Source organism: uncultured Winogradskyella sp., assembly GCF_947498005.1.
Taxonomy (GTDB): Bacteria; Bacteroidota; Bacteroidia; order Flavobacteriales; family Flavobacteriaceae; genus Winogradskyella.
Window position 1 is genome coordinate 157,250 of the sequence record NZ_CANMIW010000004.1, and the last position, 20,193, is coordinate 177,442.

A 20,193-nucleotide genomic window follows, 5' to 3' on the forward strand; every position below is an offset into this window, starting at 1 on the left:
TATCTATAAAATGCAAATAAATACGATTAAATGCATTCGTTTTTGAATTTTTATTAACTCAACATGAATCATTTAGTGATTTTTTTGTCCAATTATGTAAAATCTTATCTTAATTAAATAATCGTCTAATCCATGATTCTATTAAGTTGATAATGTACTTCTTAGTGCTTATGATGTATTTGATAGAGTAAAATTAAATCTTGTCGAAAAACATGCGATTTTGATGTCTTCAATATTAGATTTTATTACATTCAAAGCTTATTAAATAATTAGCTATCATATATTTATGGGGAAAATAAAATATAGCCTATTATTAGTCATTGGTCTTGTGTTTGGACTATTAGGTGCTTATAATATTATAGAAAAGGTAACAGAAGAATCAAACATTATAAAATCTTCTAATTTATTACCAAGTGCTACAATTAGTGGAGGTGGTGTTACCGTCTGTCAAAATGAAGAGCTAGCGCCACAAATTACCTTCACAGGCTCAGCAGGTACACAACCTTATGTTTTTAGTTACCGCGTAAATGGAGGAGCTATTCAAACAGTTAGTACAACAGGAACAAACGATTCGGTAAATATTGCTGCAGACATTAGTAACGTTGGTACAGTAACTTATACGTTAGTAAGTGTTGAGGATGATGTACCAGAAATATCAAATATAAACGAAAGTGTACAGTTAACGGTTATTCAATCACCAGACGGAAATTTAGGAGGTACAGGTTCTGGTACAACATTTAATGGCTTGCCAGTTTTTAGGCAATGTATTAATTCAGGTTCAGAATTTACGTTTACAAATTTATCTTCTACACCTGCACTTAATACGAGTTACACCATAAATTGGGGAGATAGTTCACCAGATTTTACTGCGAACAATTGGTCTAGTACAACGCATAGTTATGGCGTAGGTATCTATAATTTAACCTATACCATAACAGGCAGTAATGGCTGTGATACGGTTACCGATTACACAGTTTTTGTTGGTTCTAATCCAGCAGTGTCGCTAGGTAATCCTGGTAATACAGATATTTGTAATATAAACCCTTTAACGTTTCCTATAACGGGAACTGAAAATAATCCACCAGGAACGACTTATACTGTCACTTTTAATGACGGTTCTGCTCCTGAAGTATTTAGTCATCCGCCTCCAGCTAGTGTCACACACTCGTTTGATATGTCATCTTGTAATACCACGAGTTCTGATGGTACTAACACTTATGAAAACTCATTTTCGGCAATTATTGTAGCCTCTAATCCTTGTAGCACATCTTCAGTTGGTGTAGTACCAATTTATGTTTCTATTGCTCCAGAAGCTAGTTTTACTGGTGATGATGTTGTATGTACAAATCAGCCAGCATGTTTTGAAAATACATCTATAGGTGACGAAAATAATGGATTAGGTAATTCTTGTGATACCAGCCCTAATATTATATGGGAAGTAACACCTGCAACAGGTTTTACCGTGTCTAGTGGTTCAATGGGAAATGATTTTGGAAGTAGCGATCCTAGTCTTTGGTTAGCCGGCTCTGATAATATATGTTTTAATTTTACTCAGATTGGAACATATGAAGTGAAATTAAGAACAGGTAATCGTTGTGGTATGGATGATATCATTAGAACCATTTGTGTAGAAGATGATTTAGTTCCTATGTTTTCAACAAATGTTTCTGAAGGCTGTATTCCGCTTGAAATAAATACAACTAATACTACAGACGAATCTAATAGCTGTGTAACGCCAACTTATTTATGGGAAGTAAATTATACTTCAGAATTTTGTGGAACTACAGCAACTTGGGCTTATACTAATGGAACGGATGAAACCACAGCCAGTCCATCATTTCAATTTGATACAGCTGGAACTTATGAACTAGTGATGACGGCAACTAATTCTTGTGGCGACTTTTCAACATCACAATTTATTGAAGTAAGGCAACCACCAACAGCAATCATTAATGAGGTTGACGATGTTTGTGGAGCGGCAAGTATAAACCCGGTTGCAACGGTAGAAATTTGTGCAGATACATCAGATACTATAACATACAGTTGGTCTTTTCCTGGTGGAACACCTTCAACTTCAAATCTATTAAACCCAGGAACAATAGATTACGGAACAGTTGGTGATTACACCATTTCTTTTAGTATAACTAACGCTTGTGGTACAACAACTGTAACTGAAGATTTTTCTGTTAATGATTCTCCTAGTATAACAAATACAGATGTTTTACAGACTATTTGTTCTGGTGCGTCAACAACAGAAATAAATTTAACAGCAGATAACCCTTTAACTACGTTTAGTAGGGTGTCTAATAGTCCTTCAGGATTAACTGGTTATCTTTCTAGTGGAACATCGAATTCTATTCCTTCACAAACGATTGTAAATTCTACAACGAATAATATTTCATTAATTTACACGGTTACTCCAGAGATTAATGGATGTGAAGGGGATCCTTTAGATTTCGAAATTGTTGTTATTCCTGCACCATTGATTACCACTCAGCCAAGTTCAGATTCGGTATGTCAAAATGGTGTCGTTAATGATTTAACGGTCGCTTTTGATGGTTCTGGTACGCCAAACTATCAGTGGTATCAGAATTCTGTAAATAATACCACATCTGGAACGGCCATTGCTGGTGCAACATCAGATACGTATACACCACCAACGACAACAGTTGGTACAACGTATTATTATGTTGTTATTTCGTTTTCGACAGGTGGTTGTTCTCAAATAAGTTCAGATACTGCTGAGATAGAAATAACAGGTCTTACACAGATTGATACACAACCACTAAATACGCAATCGCTTTGTATAGGTGGAAGTTCAGAAGTGTTAGAAATTTCTGTATCAGGAGGTCCAGAAGCACCAACATTTCAATGGTATTCGAATAATGTAAATAGTAATTCGGGAGGAACTTTAATTTCAGGAGAAACAAATGCGGCATTTACACCACCTGTTTTTAATACAATTGGTACGTATTATTATTATGTAGAAGCAAATTATAACGCCAACGGTTGCTCGGCTTTAACAAGTACAGTTTCAGAAATTGTTGTAGTTGACGACCCTGAAATTACAACTAGTCCAATAACTACTCAGAGCTTGTGTCAAAATTCTAACGCCCAAAATTTAGAGGTTACCGTTTCTGGTGGATTAGGTACTTTGTCTTACCAATGGTATGTAAGTGCTGCAAATAATACAACATCTGGTTCAGATATATCGGGAGCAACGGGAAATACTTATTCGCCTCCAACAGATACGGTAGGTACATTCTACTATTACTGTATTGTAACGCAAGATGTTTCTGGCTGTGAAGTTACCAGTGCAACGGCAGAACTTATAATTAGTGCAGGTGCTCAATTTAGTGCGCAACCTATTTTAGATGAATTGTGTTTAGGAGAAACAACGCCAGATTTATTTGTGTCATACACCAATGGTGCAGGCTCAGCTACCTATCAATGGTATCAGACACCAACCGACAATCCTACATCTGGTATTGCCATTGCAGGTGCAACTTCTGCAATTTATAGTCCAGATGTGAGTACGGTAGGTTCAACATATTATTATGTTATTATAAATTTTAGTACAGGTGGTTGTTCAGAAATTGTGTCAGAAACTGCGGAGATTATTGTTAATGAAACACCAATTATTGATGACTCTTCGGCATTAATTTGTAGCGGCAATGCCTTTGTGTTTATGCCAGATACGAGTAATACAGGAGATATTGTGCCAACCAATACGACTTGCACATGGACTGAACCAACGGTTAGTCCTGCAGGCACAATAATTGGAGCTTCAGAACAATTAACAGCTGTATCAACTATTTCTCAAATTTTAGAAAATACAACAACAAACCCTTCAACAGTGACCTACGTCGTTACGCCAGTTTCTGGCGATTGCGTTGGTGAAACTTTCAATATGGTAGTGACTGTTAATCCTTCAATAGCTGTGTCATCAAGCGTAACTAATAATTTATGCTATCAGGTAAATACAGCATCAATTGCTATTGATATTGTTGGCGGTATTCCATTTTCAACTGGTAATCCGTACACGATTTCTTGGTTAGGTCCTAATGGTTTTTCAAGTACAGATGAAGATATTACTAATCTCGAAATTGGGACATATACCTTAAATATTGAAGATGATGGTGGTTGTCCGTTTACGGAATCTTTCGAAATAACAGAACCAGAAGAATTGGTATTTAGTGCTGTTAATTTTGATCCGGAAACTATTTCGTGTTATAATGCTAATGATGGCGAAATTTCAATTGATGTTTCGGGAGGTGTTTTACCTTATGTTTATACTTGGACATTGAATAGTGCACCTTTTTCTTCCGATGAAGATTTAAACAATCTAGGGCCAGGTACTTATGATATTTCGGTTACAGATGCTAATAACTGTGGTCCTATTGCCATGACTTTTGTAATTGTAGAGCCAGATGTATTAGACGTCACTTTAGATACTAAAACAGATGTTTTATGCTTTGGTGATGCGACGGGAAGTGTTTTGGTAGATGTTGTTGGTGGACGAACAGACTACTCATATGTATGGACAGGACCTAATGGTTTTACAAGTACAGACGAAGATATAAATACACTATTTGCAGGTATTTATAACCTAACAGTTACGGATAATTCTGGTTGTACGGACGATATAGAAGTAGAAATCCTTCAGAATTCACAAATAGAAGTAGACTTAACGGTAACACAAATGCAGTGTTATGGCGACAATGATGCCTCTATAATTATAAATTCAATTTCGGGTGGAATTGCACCATACGAGGTGGCTTGGAGTAATTTTGGATTAGGCATGAGTCAGATTAATTTATCTGGTGGAACTTATACGATAACGATTACGGATGCCGAAAACTGTGAGCGTCAATTTCCAGTAATAATTGAGCAACCACCTGAGTTTTCAATAAGCCCTGTTGTATCACAAATGACTTGTGCTGGCGAAAATGATGCAAGTATTGCGCTTAATTTTGTTGGTGGAATGGAGCCTGTAACTTTGGTTTGGGATGATGATCTTGTTGCAGGTACAGAACGAAATAATTTGGCGCCAGGAACTTATACGGTGTCCATTATTGATGGGACACCTTGTGAAATTCAAGAGAGTTTTACCATTTTTGATATTGTGCCTCTAAGTTTGTCTGCAAATATTTCACATGCTTTAGACTGCGATGATACTAATAGTGGTGACATTAATTTGTTAATAGAAGGTGGAACACCTCCTTTTAGTGTGGTTTGGAGTAATGGTGACATCACTGAAGATTTAAGTAACGTTCCTCCCAATACTTATGTCGCTACAGTTACGGATGCTAATGGTTGTGAAATAGAGGGCAGTTGGGATGTGACTAGATTTGATCCTTTACTTGTTGAGGTTATTGACCAAGTGGATGTAGATTGCGATTCTGCTACAATAGATCAAACGTTTTTGGCTATGGCAAGTGGAGGCGTTCCTCCATTTCAGTTCAGCTGGTCTGATGGAACCGTAAGTGGACTCAACAATGAATTCATGTCTACAGACACCAATGGCTTAGTGGTTTTAGAAGTTATAGATAGTTTAGGCTGTACAGCTAATTATACATTTAATGTAGAAATTGGTGTCTTTGGAGATCCTGGTTTTACGACATCATCTTTTGGATATTTAAATTATGGTTTATACGCCATTGAAGATCCAATTGAGTTTACGAATACTTCAACAGGAAATTTTGAAAGTATTTTATGGGAATTTGGTGATGGTAGTTTTTCTTCAGAAGAAAACCCAACGCATACGTATTATACACCAGGAAGTTATGTAGTCACGCAAACCGTAACCTATGCTTATGGTTGTGTATATGAGCAAATTATAACCTTAGTTATAGAGGAAGGTTATAAGTTAGTAGTGCCAGACGCGTTTACTCCTAACGATGATGGAATCAACGATTTCTTTGCACCAGTATTTGTAGGATTAAGTAGTTTAGAGCTTAACGTATATGATACTTGGGGAAGTTTAATATATAATGAAAAAGGTGATTCTTTGAGAGGATGGGATGGTATGGTAAAAGAAGAAGAAGCCGAAAACGGAAATTATTATTATACTTTTTCTGCTAAAACCTTTTACGGAAACGAGGTAAAACAACAAGGCGCATTTATATATATCAAATAGAACCGAATGACAATAAAGACAACGATTTCCATTTTAGTAGTGGTTTTATTTGGGTATACTGCACAAGCGCAAGATCCAATATTTACGCAATCTAATTATATACAAGAAACCTTAAATCCAGGATTTACGGGTTTTGAAGATAATGACAGAGTCAGTGCTGGATTACTAAGTAGAACGCAATGGCCAAATTTGGACCTTAAAGTTAGTACGCAATATTTTTTTATTAATAAATCTTACGAAAACAGAAATAGTTCTGGTAGTGGTATTGGTTTTAATGCCATGTGGCAAAACGAATCCTTCAGCAATTATAACTTTTATCAAGTTAATATCAACTACATGCATCGTGTTAATCTAAATGGTGGCTGGTTTTTTAGACCAGCATTAGAGGTTGGTTTTGGTCTTAAAGATGTTGGCTTCAGAAGTTTAACTTTAGCAGATCAAATTAATATAAATACAGGTGTTATAAGTCCTAATTCGGTTGATCCTTTTGGTGCAAATACTGAAAATGTAATGTTTTTTGATGTTACAGGAGGTGTTGTGTTTGAGAAAAACGCTCGGAATGATTATACGTATTGGTTTGGTTTTTCTGCGAAACATCTTAACCGTCCTAATATCTCATTTATAAGAGACCAGAACGTGCCATTAGATATTTTCTATTCAGTGCATGGTAATTACCGTTTTCCTTTTCTTAATGATTACCGAGTAATGATGACAGCCAACTATATGCAACAAGGCGAATATAATCGATTAGATATAGGTTCGCTGTTTCAGGTTAATCAGTTTTTAGTAGGAATAACTGCGGCTACAAATCCGGCAAAAAACGATTCTAACAGTCATTTGTTAACCTCTATAAATAGTTTTATTGGCTTAGAGTATACTAGCTTTAGATTTGGATTATCCTACGATGCTAATATCTCAAAAATCGGACGAACAAATGGTGTTTATGAGTTTTCTGTTACCTATATGTCGCGTTGTCGTAATTGCCCAACGGATCGTAGTCGTAAGCGATAGAAATCTGTTTTTTGATGTATAACAAATAACAATAGACTGAAATTTATTGTTCAAATTTGAACTATAAATTTCATTGAGGGTATCTATTTGAAGTCCTCATGAATTTTACAATCTCCCAATAATATATCAAGAATGAAAATCTCAGAAAGGCTGTCGAAACTATTTAAGATTTAGAATAAATTAGCTCAAATGTTTAGACAGTGGTATTAAAATGTTAATTGAATGTTAAGTTGTTGGTTTGTAGTGGTTTTTATGGTTTTTGAAACATCCAAAGTATAGGTTTTAGACGTATCTTTAGTATTCTTAAATGCTATTAATAATGAAACCATTACAAAACTTTAAAAAGAGACTTCAAAAATTATCCATCGGTAGAGTACAAAACTCACAAAAGGTAAAAAACACAAAGCCAAAAACTTTAATTACTAAGGCGTTCTCTAAAGATGAGGATACGTTTATGTTTATCTAGTTTATTTTAAAGTCTCCATAACATTATCGATCTTATATTCTTGAGGTCTTAATTTCTAGTGCTCTAATTCAAAATTGATTTTTGTAAAATAAGAGCTAGCTTTGTGTAAAATATTATTTAAATATAATGCACATAACAGATCTTGTAGGCACGTACACAATAGAAGGTAGCAACCAGAATGAAGATGGTATGGCTTACCAGGGAACATTAAAGTTATCATTAAATGAAAATAATAGACTCAATGCAAAGTGGCTTATAAATTAGGATCAAGAGCAAATAGGCACTGGTTTTTTTAAAGATAATATCCTTGTAATTAATTTCTTCTACGAGGGTAATGACAACCAAATTTACAAAGGCGTTGCAGTATATAGGTGCTTAACTAAAGATGTTTTAGATGGCTTTTGGTCAGAGAAGCACGGTAATCCTTTGTTTATTGGTACAGAACGTTGTTTTAGAACTGGTACCAAATCGAGTGAAATTCTGAATTAAACAAAAATTTCTATAATTATCAAACGCTGACTTTCAATTTATTAGAAAGTAATCTTGTTAAATGATGCCAATTAAATATTGAATTTGGCTGTTTTGTCCAGAAATTAATCGGTTAACTAACGGATAAAAGACCTTTAAACGCGTATTTTGACGAGATTAAGTAATTATTTGTAAGAAAATAAAACTTAATATTTAAATTTTATTTGTGCTAATTGTACTACAAATTAGAGATTCTAGTATTACGTTTAATTTTCATTACAAATGCGATTTAATTATCGATTGATTTAATTTATTTTTTCTACTTCACTACATTATATTATGTGTTCTGTATTGTTATTCAGGCCTTTTGCAAATTTTTATTAGTATAGCAATATGACATAATAAGTTGAATATAGTTGTGGAAATGTCCTACAAATTTATTCATTTTAACCTGAAAAAAAACAAAATATTTCAACGATTTTTTATGACGAAATTTTAATTAATTAGAATTAATGTGTTTATTGCATGACCCTAATCTCATAAAAATGAAAATATATTATCCTACGCTGTTAGCGTTGGTTATTGGTTTAGTTACCAATGCCCAAGACCTAACAAGTACTATGCATGTCAGTGCAGGTACACCAGTCTATGTGTCTGTAGCAACAACTGTTTCTACTGATCAGATTAATTTAAAATCAACTTCAAATCAATTTTCAACATTATTTCTCAATGAAGACTTAGATCCTTCAATTGTTGTGAACTATGATCGTTATATCAACATTATAGGAACTTTAGGGATGAATGGAGGAAATGATTTAATCTCAATGCCTGTGAAAACATCAGGAGTTGTCACGGTTAATGATTTTTTGGGTTATACAGATGGAACAACCATTAATTCTAGCATTATTCCAAATTCACCGACATTAGAAACAATGTATGCTTTTGGACCTTATAATAATTCAACTCAAAGTTATGAGAACTTTGATACAGCTATAGATGGAAATGTTGAGATAAGAAGAGGCGTAGGTTACAGAGCTGCAAGTCACTCTGGGCAAACTGTGCGCTTTACAGGTTTGGTATCTACACTTACAGAGTCTGTAGATATTTCATCGAATGCTAATGGTTGGAATTTGGTAGGAAATCCCTATCCTACATATTTAAATTCGCTTCAATTTTTATCTCATAATGCAGCAGTGTTAAACCCAAGTGCAACAGCTATTTATGGTTATAATAGTGGTACTTATGTTGGTGAAGGTCCTGGTTCGTTTGGTAACTTTACCGTAATAAATAATTTAACGAACAGTAATAGCATTATAGCGCCTGGTCAAGGTTTTTTAGTGGCTAATAATCCTGATAACCTCAATGGACAAGTAAGTTTTACTATGGCAATGCGATCTTTTAATGGTACTGACGATTTTGTTTTAGGAAGAAGTAGTAGTACGAACGAAATGTTACGTTTAAAGGTCGTAAATAATTCTGCCGAGTATGCTACAGAAATATATTTTAACGAAAATTCTACGCGAGGTTTGGATCCAGGATATGATGCAGCTAATTTTGACGGACTTAGCTCTAATTTATTGTTGTATTCTCAACTTGTAGAAAATAATACAGGAGAAAATATGGCCATTCAAAGTCTAGATTTTGATAGTCAAAATAACGTTATTATTCCTTTAGGTTTAAAAGCTAATCAAGGTGAAGAGATTACATTTAGTATCGATTCTATGACATTACCTGATACCTATGATGTGTACCTAGAAGATAATCTTACGAATACATTTACTTTGCTTAACAACGAGAACTATAGCTTTGTGCCACAAACAAATATAGACGGTACAGGTCGTTTCTTTCTTAGATTAGGAACTGACGCACTTTCCATAGATGATGTAGAAGGTAAAAATTTATATATCTCTGCACAAGACCAAACCGTTTATATAAGAGGTTTGCTATTCGCAGATTCTCAAGTATTTATTTATGACATTCAAGGTAGGTTAGTTAATAAAACTAATTTAAAGGAGGGCTCTAATTTAAATTCTATTAGAACTAATAACCTTAGCAGTGGAATCTATGTTGTGAAACTGTCTAATATTATGCACGAGCAAACCGAAAAAGTCATTCTTCGTTAAAAACACAAAACAAACATTTTATATTTTAATAAAGGTAATGTGACATTTATCTAAAGGGTGTCTTAAAAAATCATCCATAAATTTCATTAACCTCTCAAACCCTAACCCATGAGAAATTTTAATTTATTTTTAATTAGTTTATTGATTACCAGTTTATCCTATGCACAAGTAGGTATTGGTACAGAATCTCCAGATGCCTCCTCGTTACTAGATTTAAGTTCAACTTCACAAGGACTGTTGGCGCCTAGAATGACAACTTTAGAGCGTCTTGCGATTGAAAGTCCGGCAGAAAGCCTTTTAGTTTTTGATACAGATGAAACAAGTTTTTTCTATTACAATACCGCATCAACGTCGTGGATTGAAATGTCTGATAATACGAGTGGAAAAAGAGATAATTATAAATTAGTTAAGTCTGCAGACGACTTGGCTCCAGAACTAGCAAGTGGTGGTTCTCGTTATTTGTTAGATACAAATACTTTGTATGAAATTAATGGAACTATATTGTTAACACACCCTATTGATTTAAACGGAGCTTATATTTCAGGACAAGACGTAGGTGAGGATATATTATCATCTACAGGTGTTGTTTTTGAAGGTAATACAGGTGGAAGTATTAGGAATTTAACACTAAAGGGAACAAAAGCATTTAATATTAATGGTCCAGGAATAGCTACAGCTACGACTGTAATTGTTCAAAATATTATTGTAGATGGAATGACGACGAGCGTAGGTTCAATCTCTGATATAGGACTTTATTTTGCAAGTATTAATCAGTTTCTAAATAATGCAGATGGCATAACGTACTCAAATATAGGTAACTTGTTACTAAACACGCAAGGATGGATGAGCAGTAACAGTGGCACTTTTGAAACATTTGAAGGACATTTTGGTTTTATACAAAAGGCAAGTGGTTTTAGCACTGTAAATGGAGCTGATGTAGCATTAGATGTTAGTGATCCAGCGCTTAGTGTTGGCGAAGGTATTTTAAATGGCACAGTATATTCTGGTATAACGTCTAACGCTTCAGGATATGTAAATGGTTATAGCGTAGGAAGCTATGAAGGTTATAATTTTAATGCAGATTGGACCGTAAATACTCCTGGTCTTCCTTTAGAAACAGATGCTACCGCTACAGGAGATATTAATTTAGATGCCGATGTAGGTAGTGGAGAGTTAACATCGTTTACTGGTACAGGTACAAATTCTAGAATAAAGGTTAACGGGATTACGACCTCAAATAATTTGTTGAGATTTTCAAGAGATGGAGATAATAAAATTATTTATAAAGGTCATAAAACACGTTATTTTCAAGTTGCTTCTTCAGTTTCTTATCAATCTACAGATGATTTTATTTTAATTTTATATATCGCTAAAAATGGTGTTGTTTTACCTGAAACTAAGGTTTATGGGTATTATACAGGATCTGGAATTTTGGCTTTACCTGTCGTGGGAACTGTAGAGTTAGAGACGGATGATTATATAGAGATTTATGCAGAACGCTTTTCAGGTTCGGGTAACATGAGAACTGTTTCATTTAATTTAACGGCTAGATAATCAGAATTACTTATATGAAGATTAAAAACCCAGAACAAAAGTTCTGGGTTTTTTTATTGTAGCGAGAACGAGATTTGAACTCGTGACCTCTGGGTTATGAATTTCGCCCAAATGCTTTATATCGGTTTGTAAATATCTGTTTTTCAATTACTTACAAAATTCAATTTATTCTTAATTGTGTGCAAAAAGTGCCAGTTTAGTGTTCACTTTTGGTTAAAAATTTCTGTTATTCAAAGTTAAATAAAAGATTTTAATAAATAAATTTTTCTAAAAAATTAATTTGAAAACGGTATTTTACTTTGATGACGTTATTTGTTGTCATAGGTTAAATTAACACCAATTTCAACGACTATGAATTATGTCAATTATTAGATTTTTGACTATAGTATTAGTCAAAATTTTGATTTTTGATTAATGGTTGTTAACTAATCTTACTAAATAAAAATTAGTGTTATAAAGCTAATATATTCGATATAAGTCGTTTATATTTCAAGATAAGTATTTATATTTGATTATTCTTTTGAGCGTTAGATGCTTAGCTTCCCAAACACTAAGTTTTTTTAATAAGCCTACTAAAATATCTGTTGTAGATTTAATGAAAAAACTTTTAATTCTTACTATTTATTATTGTTTTATCACGTTCGGTTATAGTCAAGAACCTATTTATGTGCAGGCTTCAGAAATAGGCAATGGTATAGGTTTTGATAGGTTGGGAGAGTCATTTGTATTGACGCCAGCTCATGTAGTAGACACTTCTATTGATGATATTGTATTAAGCGATAATCGTAAATCAAATTCTCAAGCAACATTATTAGAAACATATACAAACGACATAGCCATTCTGCGTGTTAAAGAAAATAATCAGAAATCAAAATATCAAACACTAAAGTTGTCCAAAGTATATAAAGAAGCTATTGCTAATGCTAGCTCAGGCTTTGTGGCTTACTTAGATGGTTTAGGCATCGTTAATTATATTCATGTAAATATTACCTCTAAGGATCAAAGTAGTTTTACGGTTACACCACAATCTAATAATCATACGTTCAAAAAGGGTATGAGTGGCAGCCCTTTTTATATTATGCACAATGGAGAAAAAACGCTTGCAGGTATGTTAATGTCTATTGAAGAAGGATCAGTTGATGGGTTTATATATCAATGGGATGATATTATCACAACAGTCTCTTCATTTATTGAAGAAGATATTGAGAAGAAAGTAATTAAGCTGGGTGTAAAGATTAATGTTAAGGATTCAGAGGATTTATCAATTGTTAATCGCGTTAAGTCCACATTAAAAACTGTAAAAAATTATACACTACTTAACCGATTGCCTGATCCTAAGTTTATAAACAAACATCTAGAAGCAATAATTAATGGAAGTTTTTTTGATGACATGTCTGCCAAAATTCAAAATGGAACAGATCAATTGCTTTTAGGAAAGTTGTCAGTCTCCTATGATAGCAATGAGAAGAACATGCAACTTGTTTATATCACTTTTGAAGGTGGCCTCTATTTAAGTGAGGATTCTAGCCTAATAAAATCGATTAGTATAAACACAAAAGGGTTAGGTTTTAAAAAAGCTTCTGCAAAAGAACAAGCTATTAAATCAATATTAACTAAATTAAAAAATCAAATTTATGAAGATTAAAACGCTACTATTACTAATATCAATAGTATTTTCAATATCAAATATACAAGCTCAAGATTTTGATTCTAAACTCGAAAAATTAGCAGAAGACACAGCAAGTAAAATCACTGAAAATTCTAAAAAGAAAATTGCGGTTTGGGGCTTTTTTGAAGCTAACGGTAAACAAACCGCTTTAGGGAATTATATCACAGAGGATTTTTCAGTCTATATCACCAATTATGGAGATAATTTTGAGATTATTGACCGCAACCATTTAGATTTATTATTAAAAGAACATAAGTTAAATGCAGAGGGTTTTATAGATAACGATACAGCAAAGGAGATTGGTAAAATTACGGCGGCTGATGCTATTATTACAGGGACGTATTCTATGGTAGGCGCAGATAAAGTTAAAGTTAGGGTAAAAGTCTTAGATACAGAAAGTGCATTACAATTTGCGGCTAATATGGGATTGCTGCCATTGAGTGATGATTTAAAAGATATAGCAAATACGAGTTATGATGCAGGTGGGACGAAAACTAAAGGAACAACAGGTAATTCTAGTAATTGTGAGAGTGATAAAGGTAGTTTGTGTTTTCATAATACTACTAATGAAAAAATGATAGTTGCTGTTAGGTATTTTAAATATGCTGACCAAAAAAGAGGCACAAAAATATCGAAGACAATAATTATAGATGCAGGAAAAACTAAATGTGTTTATGAGTTATTTAATAAAGAAACGGAATATTATATCGTGAAATTTAAAACATTTACTGACGATTTGGAAGGTGTTGAGGCTAGAATAATTCCGTCTATGTATATGAAATACTTAGAGGACAAAGGTGAAATAATGGTAGAAGCTTGTGCCGAAAAAACGTTTACTATTAAATAATGAAAACGTTCTCAACCATAATATTATTTTTAGTTACTACTATCTTATTTGCTCAAACCTATCCAGATGAAAAAGGATTAGATGCTAATTGGGAACAATGGCAAGACAAAGTACCTGTAAGTGGTAATGTGCGTGTTGGATTAATGCTAGATCAAGAAGAAGAGGATTTTAATCCATCTTCATTTTATGTGTTGATACCAGAGACAGAAACGGTTAATCTTTGTGTAGAATTGAGCTCTAAAGATGGTCGTTATTCTGCTAATATCAACTATGATATTTCTGAATTAAAATCAGGAATTCAAGAGTTTGTATTACCTACAAAATACAAATCAGAGCTTGAAGATTATAGCGCAAATGAAGTCGTTATATTATCGACTTTAAGTGAGGATTGTGAAGGAGAGGTAGTGGCTTATTTAGTTAGCGGATGGCTCGAAACAGTTGAATCAAAGAGTGTATCAGTTTATGTGAATTCTATGGTTCCTACTTCAGTAATTGTAGAAAAAAAGGATAATGATTTCCAAGAATTTAAATGCAACACAGTAGAGTTTCCGAAAGTAGCCTATAGTAAAAAATGTACTATTCCGCTAAAGGATTACAATTCAGCAAGTAAACTAATAATTAAAGAGCGAATAGGGCGTGGCAACCGAACTAATTTTATGAAGCATATAATGATTGTAAAACCTATTAAGCTTTGAGTAAAAAAAAGAAAAACAAGCGTCGTGTTTTGAAATGGATATTAATGGTGCTAATTTTTGTGCTTCCAATTAGTTTAATCATTTTATTAAGTATTCCTATTGCTACCACATTTAATCTATCAGTAAATACTGAACTATTAGAATATGAAGTTACAGATCAAGTAAATTCAGAATTACCAATTAAACATGCTGTAATGTATAATAGCGATACTGATAGTATTGGAGTTTTTTACGGCACTTTTAAACTTGCTGTTGGTTCTACTGTGAATATTCAGCGTATTGGGTTTGGACCAATGTCAATTCGGATAGAAGGAAAAAATGGACAAAGTGCTGGTAATTTTAAATATTTGTCTGATGAACAAAGCTCAAAACCCTCGTCAGATTATATAGAGTTTGTGTATGATAATATTGAAAACAATGTATTAGAAGGTGTAAGTTACATTGTACCTATTACAGGTAATGTTGAGTTAGGTAGGAATGTGTCGTTTGAAACATTGAGTAGTCCTACAGCCTTGTTAAGAAATGGTAGTGTAGTAGTAATTGGAAAATCACTTTTAAGTAATGACTATTATAAATCGGCAACCCATGAATTAAATATTGGTGATGAGTTTAGAATTATTGAGCCTCAAAGTAAAGCGTATGGTTTTGCGACAGTTAATGAAAATGTAGGAATGACTGTAGCGTACAAAGTAATAGGAAAGGAAGGACGTATTTTAACTCCAGGACCAAGAGATGAAAACTCTGGTTATCCTATAGCTTTAAGTTACCTCAGCAAGATAGAAAACGACTCTTTTTTTAAGGGTATATCTTTATGTATTGCGTTTTTAATTTCGTTGGCATCTTTGATACCTTTTATAGCAGGGTTTTATGGCTATAAGAATTGAAATGTTTTAAACTATCTGATAATTAATTAAAAATTTTTAAAATATTAATTACTATAATAGGTAGCTAAATGAGATTAATATCATCTAAATTTTGATGGTCTTTAAATCCTATTGTTTTAAGATGTGGTTAATCATGGTAATATTCTAATTGCAAATATGTGTGTCAATCATATATTGTGTTATGGGTTTAAGTGATTTACCTGTTTCAGGATGTAAGCCTAAAGCGGTAAAATATTCTATTTCTTTTTCTGCGTTTTTTCCATACCAAAGAATCACATCTCCATTTTTCTTAAAAAAAACATCTTCACATTTTGGTACAATTTTTTCAAAAAAGTCTATTCGATCTTGCTTATAGATTTTTAATTTATTGACTTCATAGGTTTTTAAATCAAAATTAACTTCAACATACCGTGTGCCTTCCCATATCATCCAACGTTGTCTATTTGTATATTGATAAATAGAAACTATTAAAAGCGTAATTACTAAACATGCAATAATTATTTTGTAATGAGCAGTTGATTTGTTTGATACACTTTTATCATTAGAATTTGGGTCTTGGTTTTTATGCGAGAACTCTAAAAAATCGTTATAACCTAAATAATGACTTAAAGAATTTTTTGCATGATCTTTCAGAGTAATTGAAGTTTCAGGATCAAGTTTAATCGAATTAAATTTTATTCTCAAAATCTTTGCACCATAAGGCTCTTTACTATCTTCTAAAATAAAGTCTGACAGTTTCTGAGCTCTGGGAGCTACGCTATCCGTGTTAATTTCTTCTTTCGCTTTTTCAAATGCTTTTATGAGTAATTTATTATTCATTTAGTTGGTATTATTCATTTTAAAATACTAAATTTTTTGTGGAAAACGCATGGAATTTCTTTTCCAAATAGTTTCCAGTTTATTTCCATTAGTTCCAATACATAAGCCTTTCATTTGACATAGAATTGATAATTGTCTCACTCGCAATGAGACTTGCGAATTTCAATTCTATAATGAAGTTATAAAGTAAATAGCTGCAATATTCGGGAAGGTAGAGCAGGTTTTACTTCACGACTTCATACTTCCCATAACCGAGGTTACTACCTCAAAATTAGTCTGTGTTGCTGAGCAACAAATCATCTGAGAATTTCTCGGACAGCAACACTATTGTTCAATTTTAACACAATACAAAATGAAAAAAATATATGTAATATTGTTTACGGTTTTCCTCAATTCAGTTTTTTTATCCTGTAATCCAGAAAGTTTAAATGAAGATAATACGCCTCAGTTATGCTGTGGTGAAAATGGAGAGATTCCGCCTCCACCTCCAGAAGATGTTGATGGTAAATAAAAATTAAGTTCTTATTTTAGGGGAATGAAATCAAACAAGGGTTCATTCCTCTTTTTTTATTTAGTCTTTAGCATATATTCATTTGTTTGCAACCAGACCGTGTCTGCTCAGCAACTAAAAGATAGTCTACCGTATTATTCTAAAATGGCTTTAAAGCCTCAAAACTCTGCTGACTTAGATAACGCATATACATTTTTTATAAAGCATTATGAAAACTCAACAGAGCAAAATAGATTATCGTTTATCTTAAATGACTTATATTATATATCTAGTATACATTTTAAAAAAGGCGCCTATACAGCCAGCGAAAATTCAGCTTTAAAAGCCATAAAGTTGTTAGATGGTAATTTAGATTATGGCAAGAATAACCAACTGAGAAAAAGTTTTTACACTCTGCTTGGTATGATCTATCATGAGGAAAGAAATACTTCTAAGTCATTAGAACTTTTTGATAGAGTTCTTGAAATAACAAATAATGCAAAAGATAGTGCCATTGTTTATAATAATATCTCCAACCTTTATAAAGAAGACAATGATTTATATAAAGCTAAGGATCAATTACTAAAAGCATATGAGATCTCACCTAGACTTACAGATACGCTTACTGTAGCTCGTATTGTTGATAATTTAGGATTTATTTATTCATTATTAGACAATAGATCTAAAGGTTTAGTCTTAATGAAATCAGCTTTAGAATTAAGACAAGCTAAAAAAGATACTTCATCACTCTACACGAGCTATGCACATTTAGCACAATATTACTATGCTGTTGATAGCGTAAAGCAATCCGAAAATCATGCGATAAAAGCACAAGAGTTTGCAGATTATATCAATTCACCTATTTACAAGCATGATGCTTTAGGTATGCTTACTAAATTGAGTTCAGACTACAATGCAAGAGCATATAAAACGATTAATGATAGTATAACAAATGCAGATAAGGAACGTGCAAGCAAAGATGCTTTTTTAAAATATGATAATTCAGAATTTAAAAGAAAGGCTTTAGAAAGTCAGTTAAAAGAGGAGCAACAGAAAACGAGAACTATCATTGCCGTTATTGCAGGTGCTTTTATTACGTTATTATCAATCTTTATATATTTCTTATTAAAATCTAAGCATAGAAAGGAAAAAATACAACAAGTGTATGACACTGAATCAAGAATTTCTAAGCAAATACACGATGAGGTTGCCAACGATGTATTTCAGTTTATGACAAAACTAGAAAGTGAACCACTAAGTAATAGTCATCTCATAGATGATTTACAAGATATATACAGTAAAACAAGAGACATTTCAAAAGAACATGGTTATACGGAAGGCGATGATCTATTTGAAGACGTTATTAAAGATTTAGTGTTAAGTTTTAGTAATGCTTCTACAAGTGTATTAGCCAAAGGTAATGCTGATATTGATTGGGAATCATTTTCTAAAATGAAAAGAACTACCATCTATAAAGTGTTGCAAGAACTATTAATAAACATGAAAAAGCATAGCCAAGCTTCCATAGCGGTTTTTACGTTTAAAAATGAAGGAAAGAAAACCATTATAACCTATTCAGATAATGGTGTTGGTTGTGACTTAAATAAAAGTACAGGATTGCAAAATGTGGAAAACCGTATTGAATCTCTAAACGGAACAATTACTTTTGATACAGAACCTCATAAAGGATTTAAAACCCAAATTATTATTTAGTCATGTTTAAGAAAGTTTTAATTGTAGATGATCATGATGCTATTACTAAAAGCGTTCAGCAAGTACTAGCACACTGTAAGGTTAAAACTGTAGACGTAGTACAGTACTGTGATGATGCCTTTTTAAAAGTGAAACGTGCAGCACTAGACCAACAAGACTATGATTTAGTGATTACAGATTTATCCTTTAAAAAAGACCATCGTAATGCTAATTTTGAATCTGGAGAAGCCTTAATTGCTGCGTTACGCAAAGATTTTACTGAATTGCCAATAATCGTTTATTCAATGAAAGATCAATTACAAAAAGTTAGATCTTTAGTTAATCAATTTGGTGTTAATGCATATGTGTGTAAGGATAGGAAGGGGTCAATTCAATTGGAAGAAGCTATAAAGACAGTGGCACAACAGCATCGTTATTTATCTCCGCAGGTGGAGCAAGCCGTTAGCCCAAAAAACGAATTAGAAATTTACGACTATGATATTCAATTGCTAAAACTGTTGTCTAATGGATTATCTCAAGAAGAAATTAGTCATAGTTTTAAAACTAATGCTATTAGTCCAAATAGTTTAAGTACTATAGAGAAACGATTAAATAAACTTCGTATTCAATTCAAGGCTAATAATGCCATACACTTAGTGGCAACGGTAAAAGATTTAGGTTTAATTTAAAAAAGATAGTCTTTTACGGATTGCCGTAAAAAATATTATTGCGTTGTTTTTAAGTTTGAAAGATTTCTACTTTTAGGGGATGTAAGGGAAATTGTTCTATCGTAGAAATTAAAATAATTGAAGAGGTATTCTTAATTGAATACCTCTTTTTTTGTGCATTAAGGTTTTCCGTAAGGAAGTCTTTTGTTTTGGTTTTAAGTTCGCGATGGAAAGTCGGAATAAGCCGAAAACAGACTTAAAGCAGAAGTAGGCAAACAATAAATGTTTTATTAAATGAAAAGATTATCTATGTTATTAATTGTGGTTTCAATGTGCTTTACAAGTTGTGCTGCGCACTATGGATTACCTCAAAATTACAACCAGAATACTACAGAAGTGGTGTTGACAGAAAATAACTTTAAGGTTGTAAATATTGCTAAAGGAGAAGCCTCAGCGACCTATATTTTTGGTATCGGTGGATTAGCTAAAAACGGCTTAGTTGCAGAAGCAAAAGCTAAAATGCTACAATCAGCTGGGATGGAAGGTGCATCAAGAACTGTGATTAATGAATTGGTAGAAGTAAAGACTAGCGGGTTTTTATTTTTCTTTAATAAATATAAAGTAATTGTCTCGGGTCAAATAATTGAGTTTCTATAATATTTGCTATT

The 20,193-nt window shown here is 32.8% G+C and carries 14 protein-coding genes and 1 pseudogene; 13 read left to right on the forward strand and 2 right to left on the reverse strand.

Annotation, left to right across the window (positions count from 1 at the left end):
* Window positions 1-286: 286 nt before the first annotated feature.
* Window positions 287-6,139 carry a PKD domain-containing protein gene (locus Q0891_RS08945; protein ID WP_299100866.1) on the forward strand — a complete coding sequence of 1,951 codons (5,853 nt, stop codon included), beginning with the start codon at window positions 287-289 and terminating at the stop codon, window positions 6,137-6,139.
* Window positions 6,140-6,145: 6 nt separating this feature from the next.
* A complete protein-coding gene (locus tag Q0891_RS08950; RefSeq protein ID WP_299100868.1) occupies window positions 6,146-7,150 on the forward strand; it encodes a PorP/SprF family type IX secretion system membrane protein in 1,005 nt (334 codons plus the stop codon).
* A 206-nt stretch (window positions 7,151-7,356) separates the two neighbouring features.
* Here the strand turns inward: Q0891_RS08950 and Q0891_RS08955 are convergent, their stop codons facing one another.
* The gene (locus Q0891_RS08955) at window positions 7,357-7,479 is read right to left on the reverse strand and encodes a hypothetical protein (RefSeq protein WP_299100870.1); all 123 of its coding nucleotides are present in this window, start codon (window positions 7,477-7,479) and stop codon (window positions 7,357-7,359) included.
* Window positions 7,480-7,742: 263 nt separating this feature from the next.
* Here Q0891_RS08955 and Q0891_RS08960 point away from each other — a divergent pair.
* The 7 genes and pseudogenes from Q0891_RS08960 to Q0891_RS08990 all read left to right on the forward strand — a co-directional run bounded on the left by Q0891_RS08960 (window position 7,743) and on the right by Q0891_RS08990 (window position 15,856).
* A pseudogene (locus Q0891_RS08960) lies at window positions 7,743-8,105 on the forward strand (hypothetical protein).
* Between the two features lie 524 nt (window positions 8,106-8,629).
* Window positions 8,630-10,207, forward strand: a complete 1,578-nt coding sequence (locus Q0891_RS08965) for a T9SS type A sorting domain-containing protein (RefSeq protein ID WP_299100871.1) — start codon at window positions 8,630-8,632, stop codon at window positions 10,205-10,207.
* Between the two features lie 108 nt (window positions 10,208-10,315).
* Window positions 10,316-11,761, forward strand: a complete 1,446-nt coding sequence (locus tag Q0891_RS08970; RefSeq protein ID WP_299100873.1) for a hypothetical protein — start codon at window positions 10,316-10,318, stop codon at window positions 11,759-11,761.
* A gap of 595 nt (window positions 11,762-12,356) precedes the next feature.
* Entirely contained in the window at window positions 12,357-13,406 is a 1,050-nt protein-coding gene (locus Q0891_RS08975) for a hypothetical protein (protein WP_299100875.1), read from the forward strand.
* A complete protein-coding gene (locus Q0891_RS08980; RefSeq protein ID WP_299100877.1) occupies window positions 13,396-14,277 on the forward strand; it encodes a FlgO family outer membrane protein in 882 nt (293 codons plus the stop codon). The genes Q0891_RS08975 and Q0891_RS08980 overlap by 11 nt, the downstream gene beginning before the upstream one ends.
* Window positions 14,277-14,972 carry a hypothetical protein gene (locus Q0891_RS08985; RefSeq protein ID WP_299100879.1) on the forward strand — a complete coding sequence of 232 codons (696 nt, stop codon included), beginning with the start codon at window positions 14,277-14,279 and terminating at the stop codon, window positions 14,970-14,972. The genes Q0891_RS08980 and Q0891_RS08985 overlap by 1 nt, the downstream gene beginning before the upstream one ends.
* Complete coding sequence (locus Q0891_RS08990) at window positions 14,969-15,856, forward strand: hypothetical protein (protein WP_299100881.1); 888 nt, start codon at window positions 14,969-14,971, stop codon at window positions 15,854-15,856. Before Q0891_RS08985 ends, Q0891_RS08990 begins: the two co-directional genes overlap by 4 nt.
* A 144-nt stretch (window positions 15,857-16,000) precedes the next feature.
* On the opposite strand, the gene Q0891_RS08995 is transcribed toward Q0891_RS08990, so the two are convergent.
* Window positions 16,001-16,675: a hypothetical protein gene (locus tag Q0891_RS08995; protein ID WP_299100883.1), complete on the reverse strand. Its 675-nt coding sequence runs from the start codon at window positions 16,673-16,675 to the stop codon at window positions 16,001-16,003.
* A gap of 352 nt (window positions 16,676-17,027) precedes the next feature.
* Here Q0891_RS08995 and Q0891_RS09000 point away from each other — a divergent pair, with 352 nt between their 5' ends.
* The 4 genes from Q0891_RS09000 to Q0891_RS09015 all read left to right on the forward strand — a co-directional run bounded on the left by Q0891_RS09000 (window position 17,028) and on the right by Q0891_RS09015 (window position 20,182).
* On the forward strand, window positions 17,028-17,186 hold the full coding sequence (locus tag Q0891_RS09000) for a hypothetical protein (protein WP_299100885.1): 159 nt from the start codon (window positions 17,028-17,030) through the stop codon (window positions 17,184-17,186).
* A gap of 24 nt (window positions 17,187-17,210) precedes the next feature.
* Window positions 17,211-18,878 (forward strand): hypothetical protein, encoded by a 1,668-nt coding sequence (locus Q0891_RS09005; protein ID WP_299100887.1) that lies wholly within the window; start codon window positions 17,211-17,213, stop codon window positions 18,876-18,878.
* 2 nt (window positions 18,879-18,880) lie between these two features.
* Window positions 18,881-19,546, forward strand: a complete 666-nt coding sequence (locus Q0891_RS09010) for a response regulator (RefSeq protein ID WP_299100889.1) — start codon at window positions 18,881-18,883, stop codon at window positions 19,544-19,546.
* Window positions 19,547-19,819: 273 nt separating this feature from the next.
* Window positions 19,820-20,182, forward strand: a complete 363-nt coding sequence (locus Q0891_RS09015) for a DUF6567 family protein (RefSeq protein WP_299100890.1) — start codon at window positions 19,820-19,822, stop codon at window positions 20,180-20,182.
* Window positions 20,183-20,193: the final 11 nt, after the last annotated feature.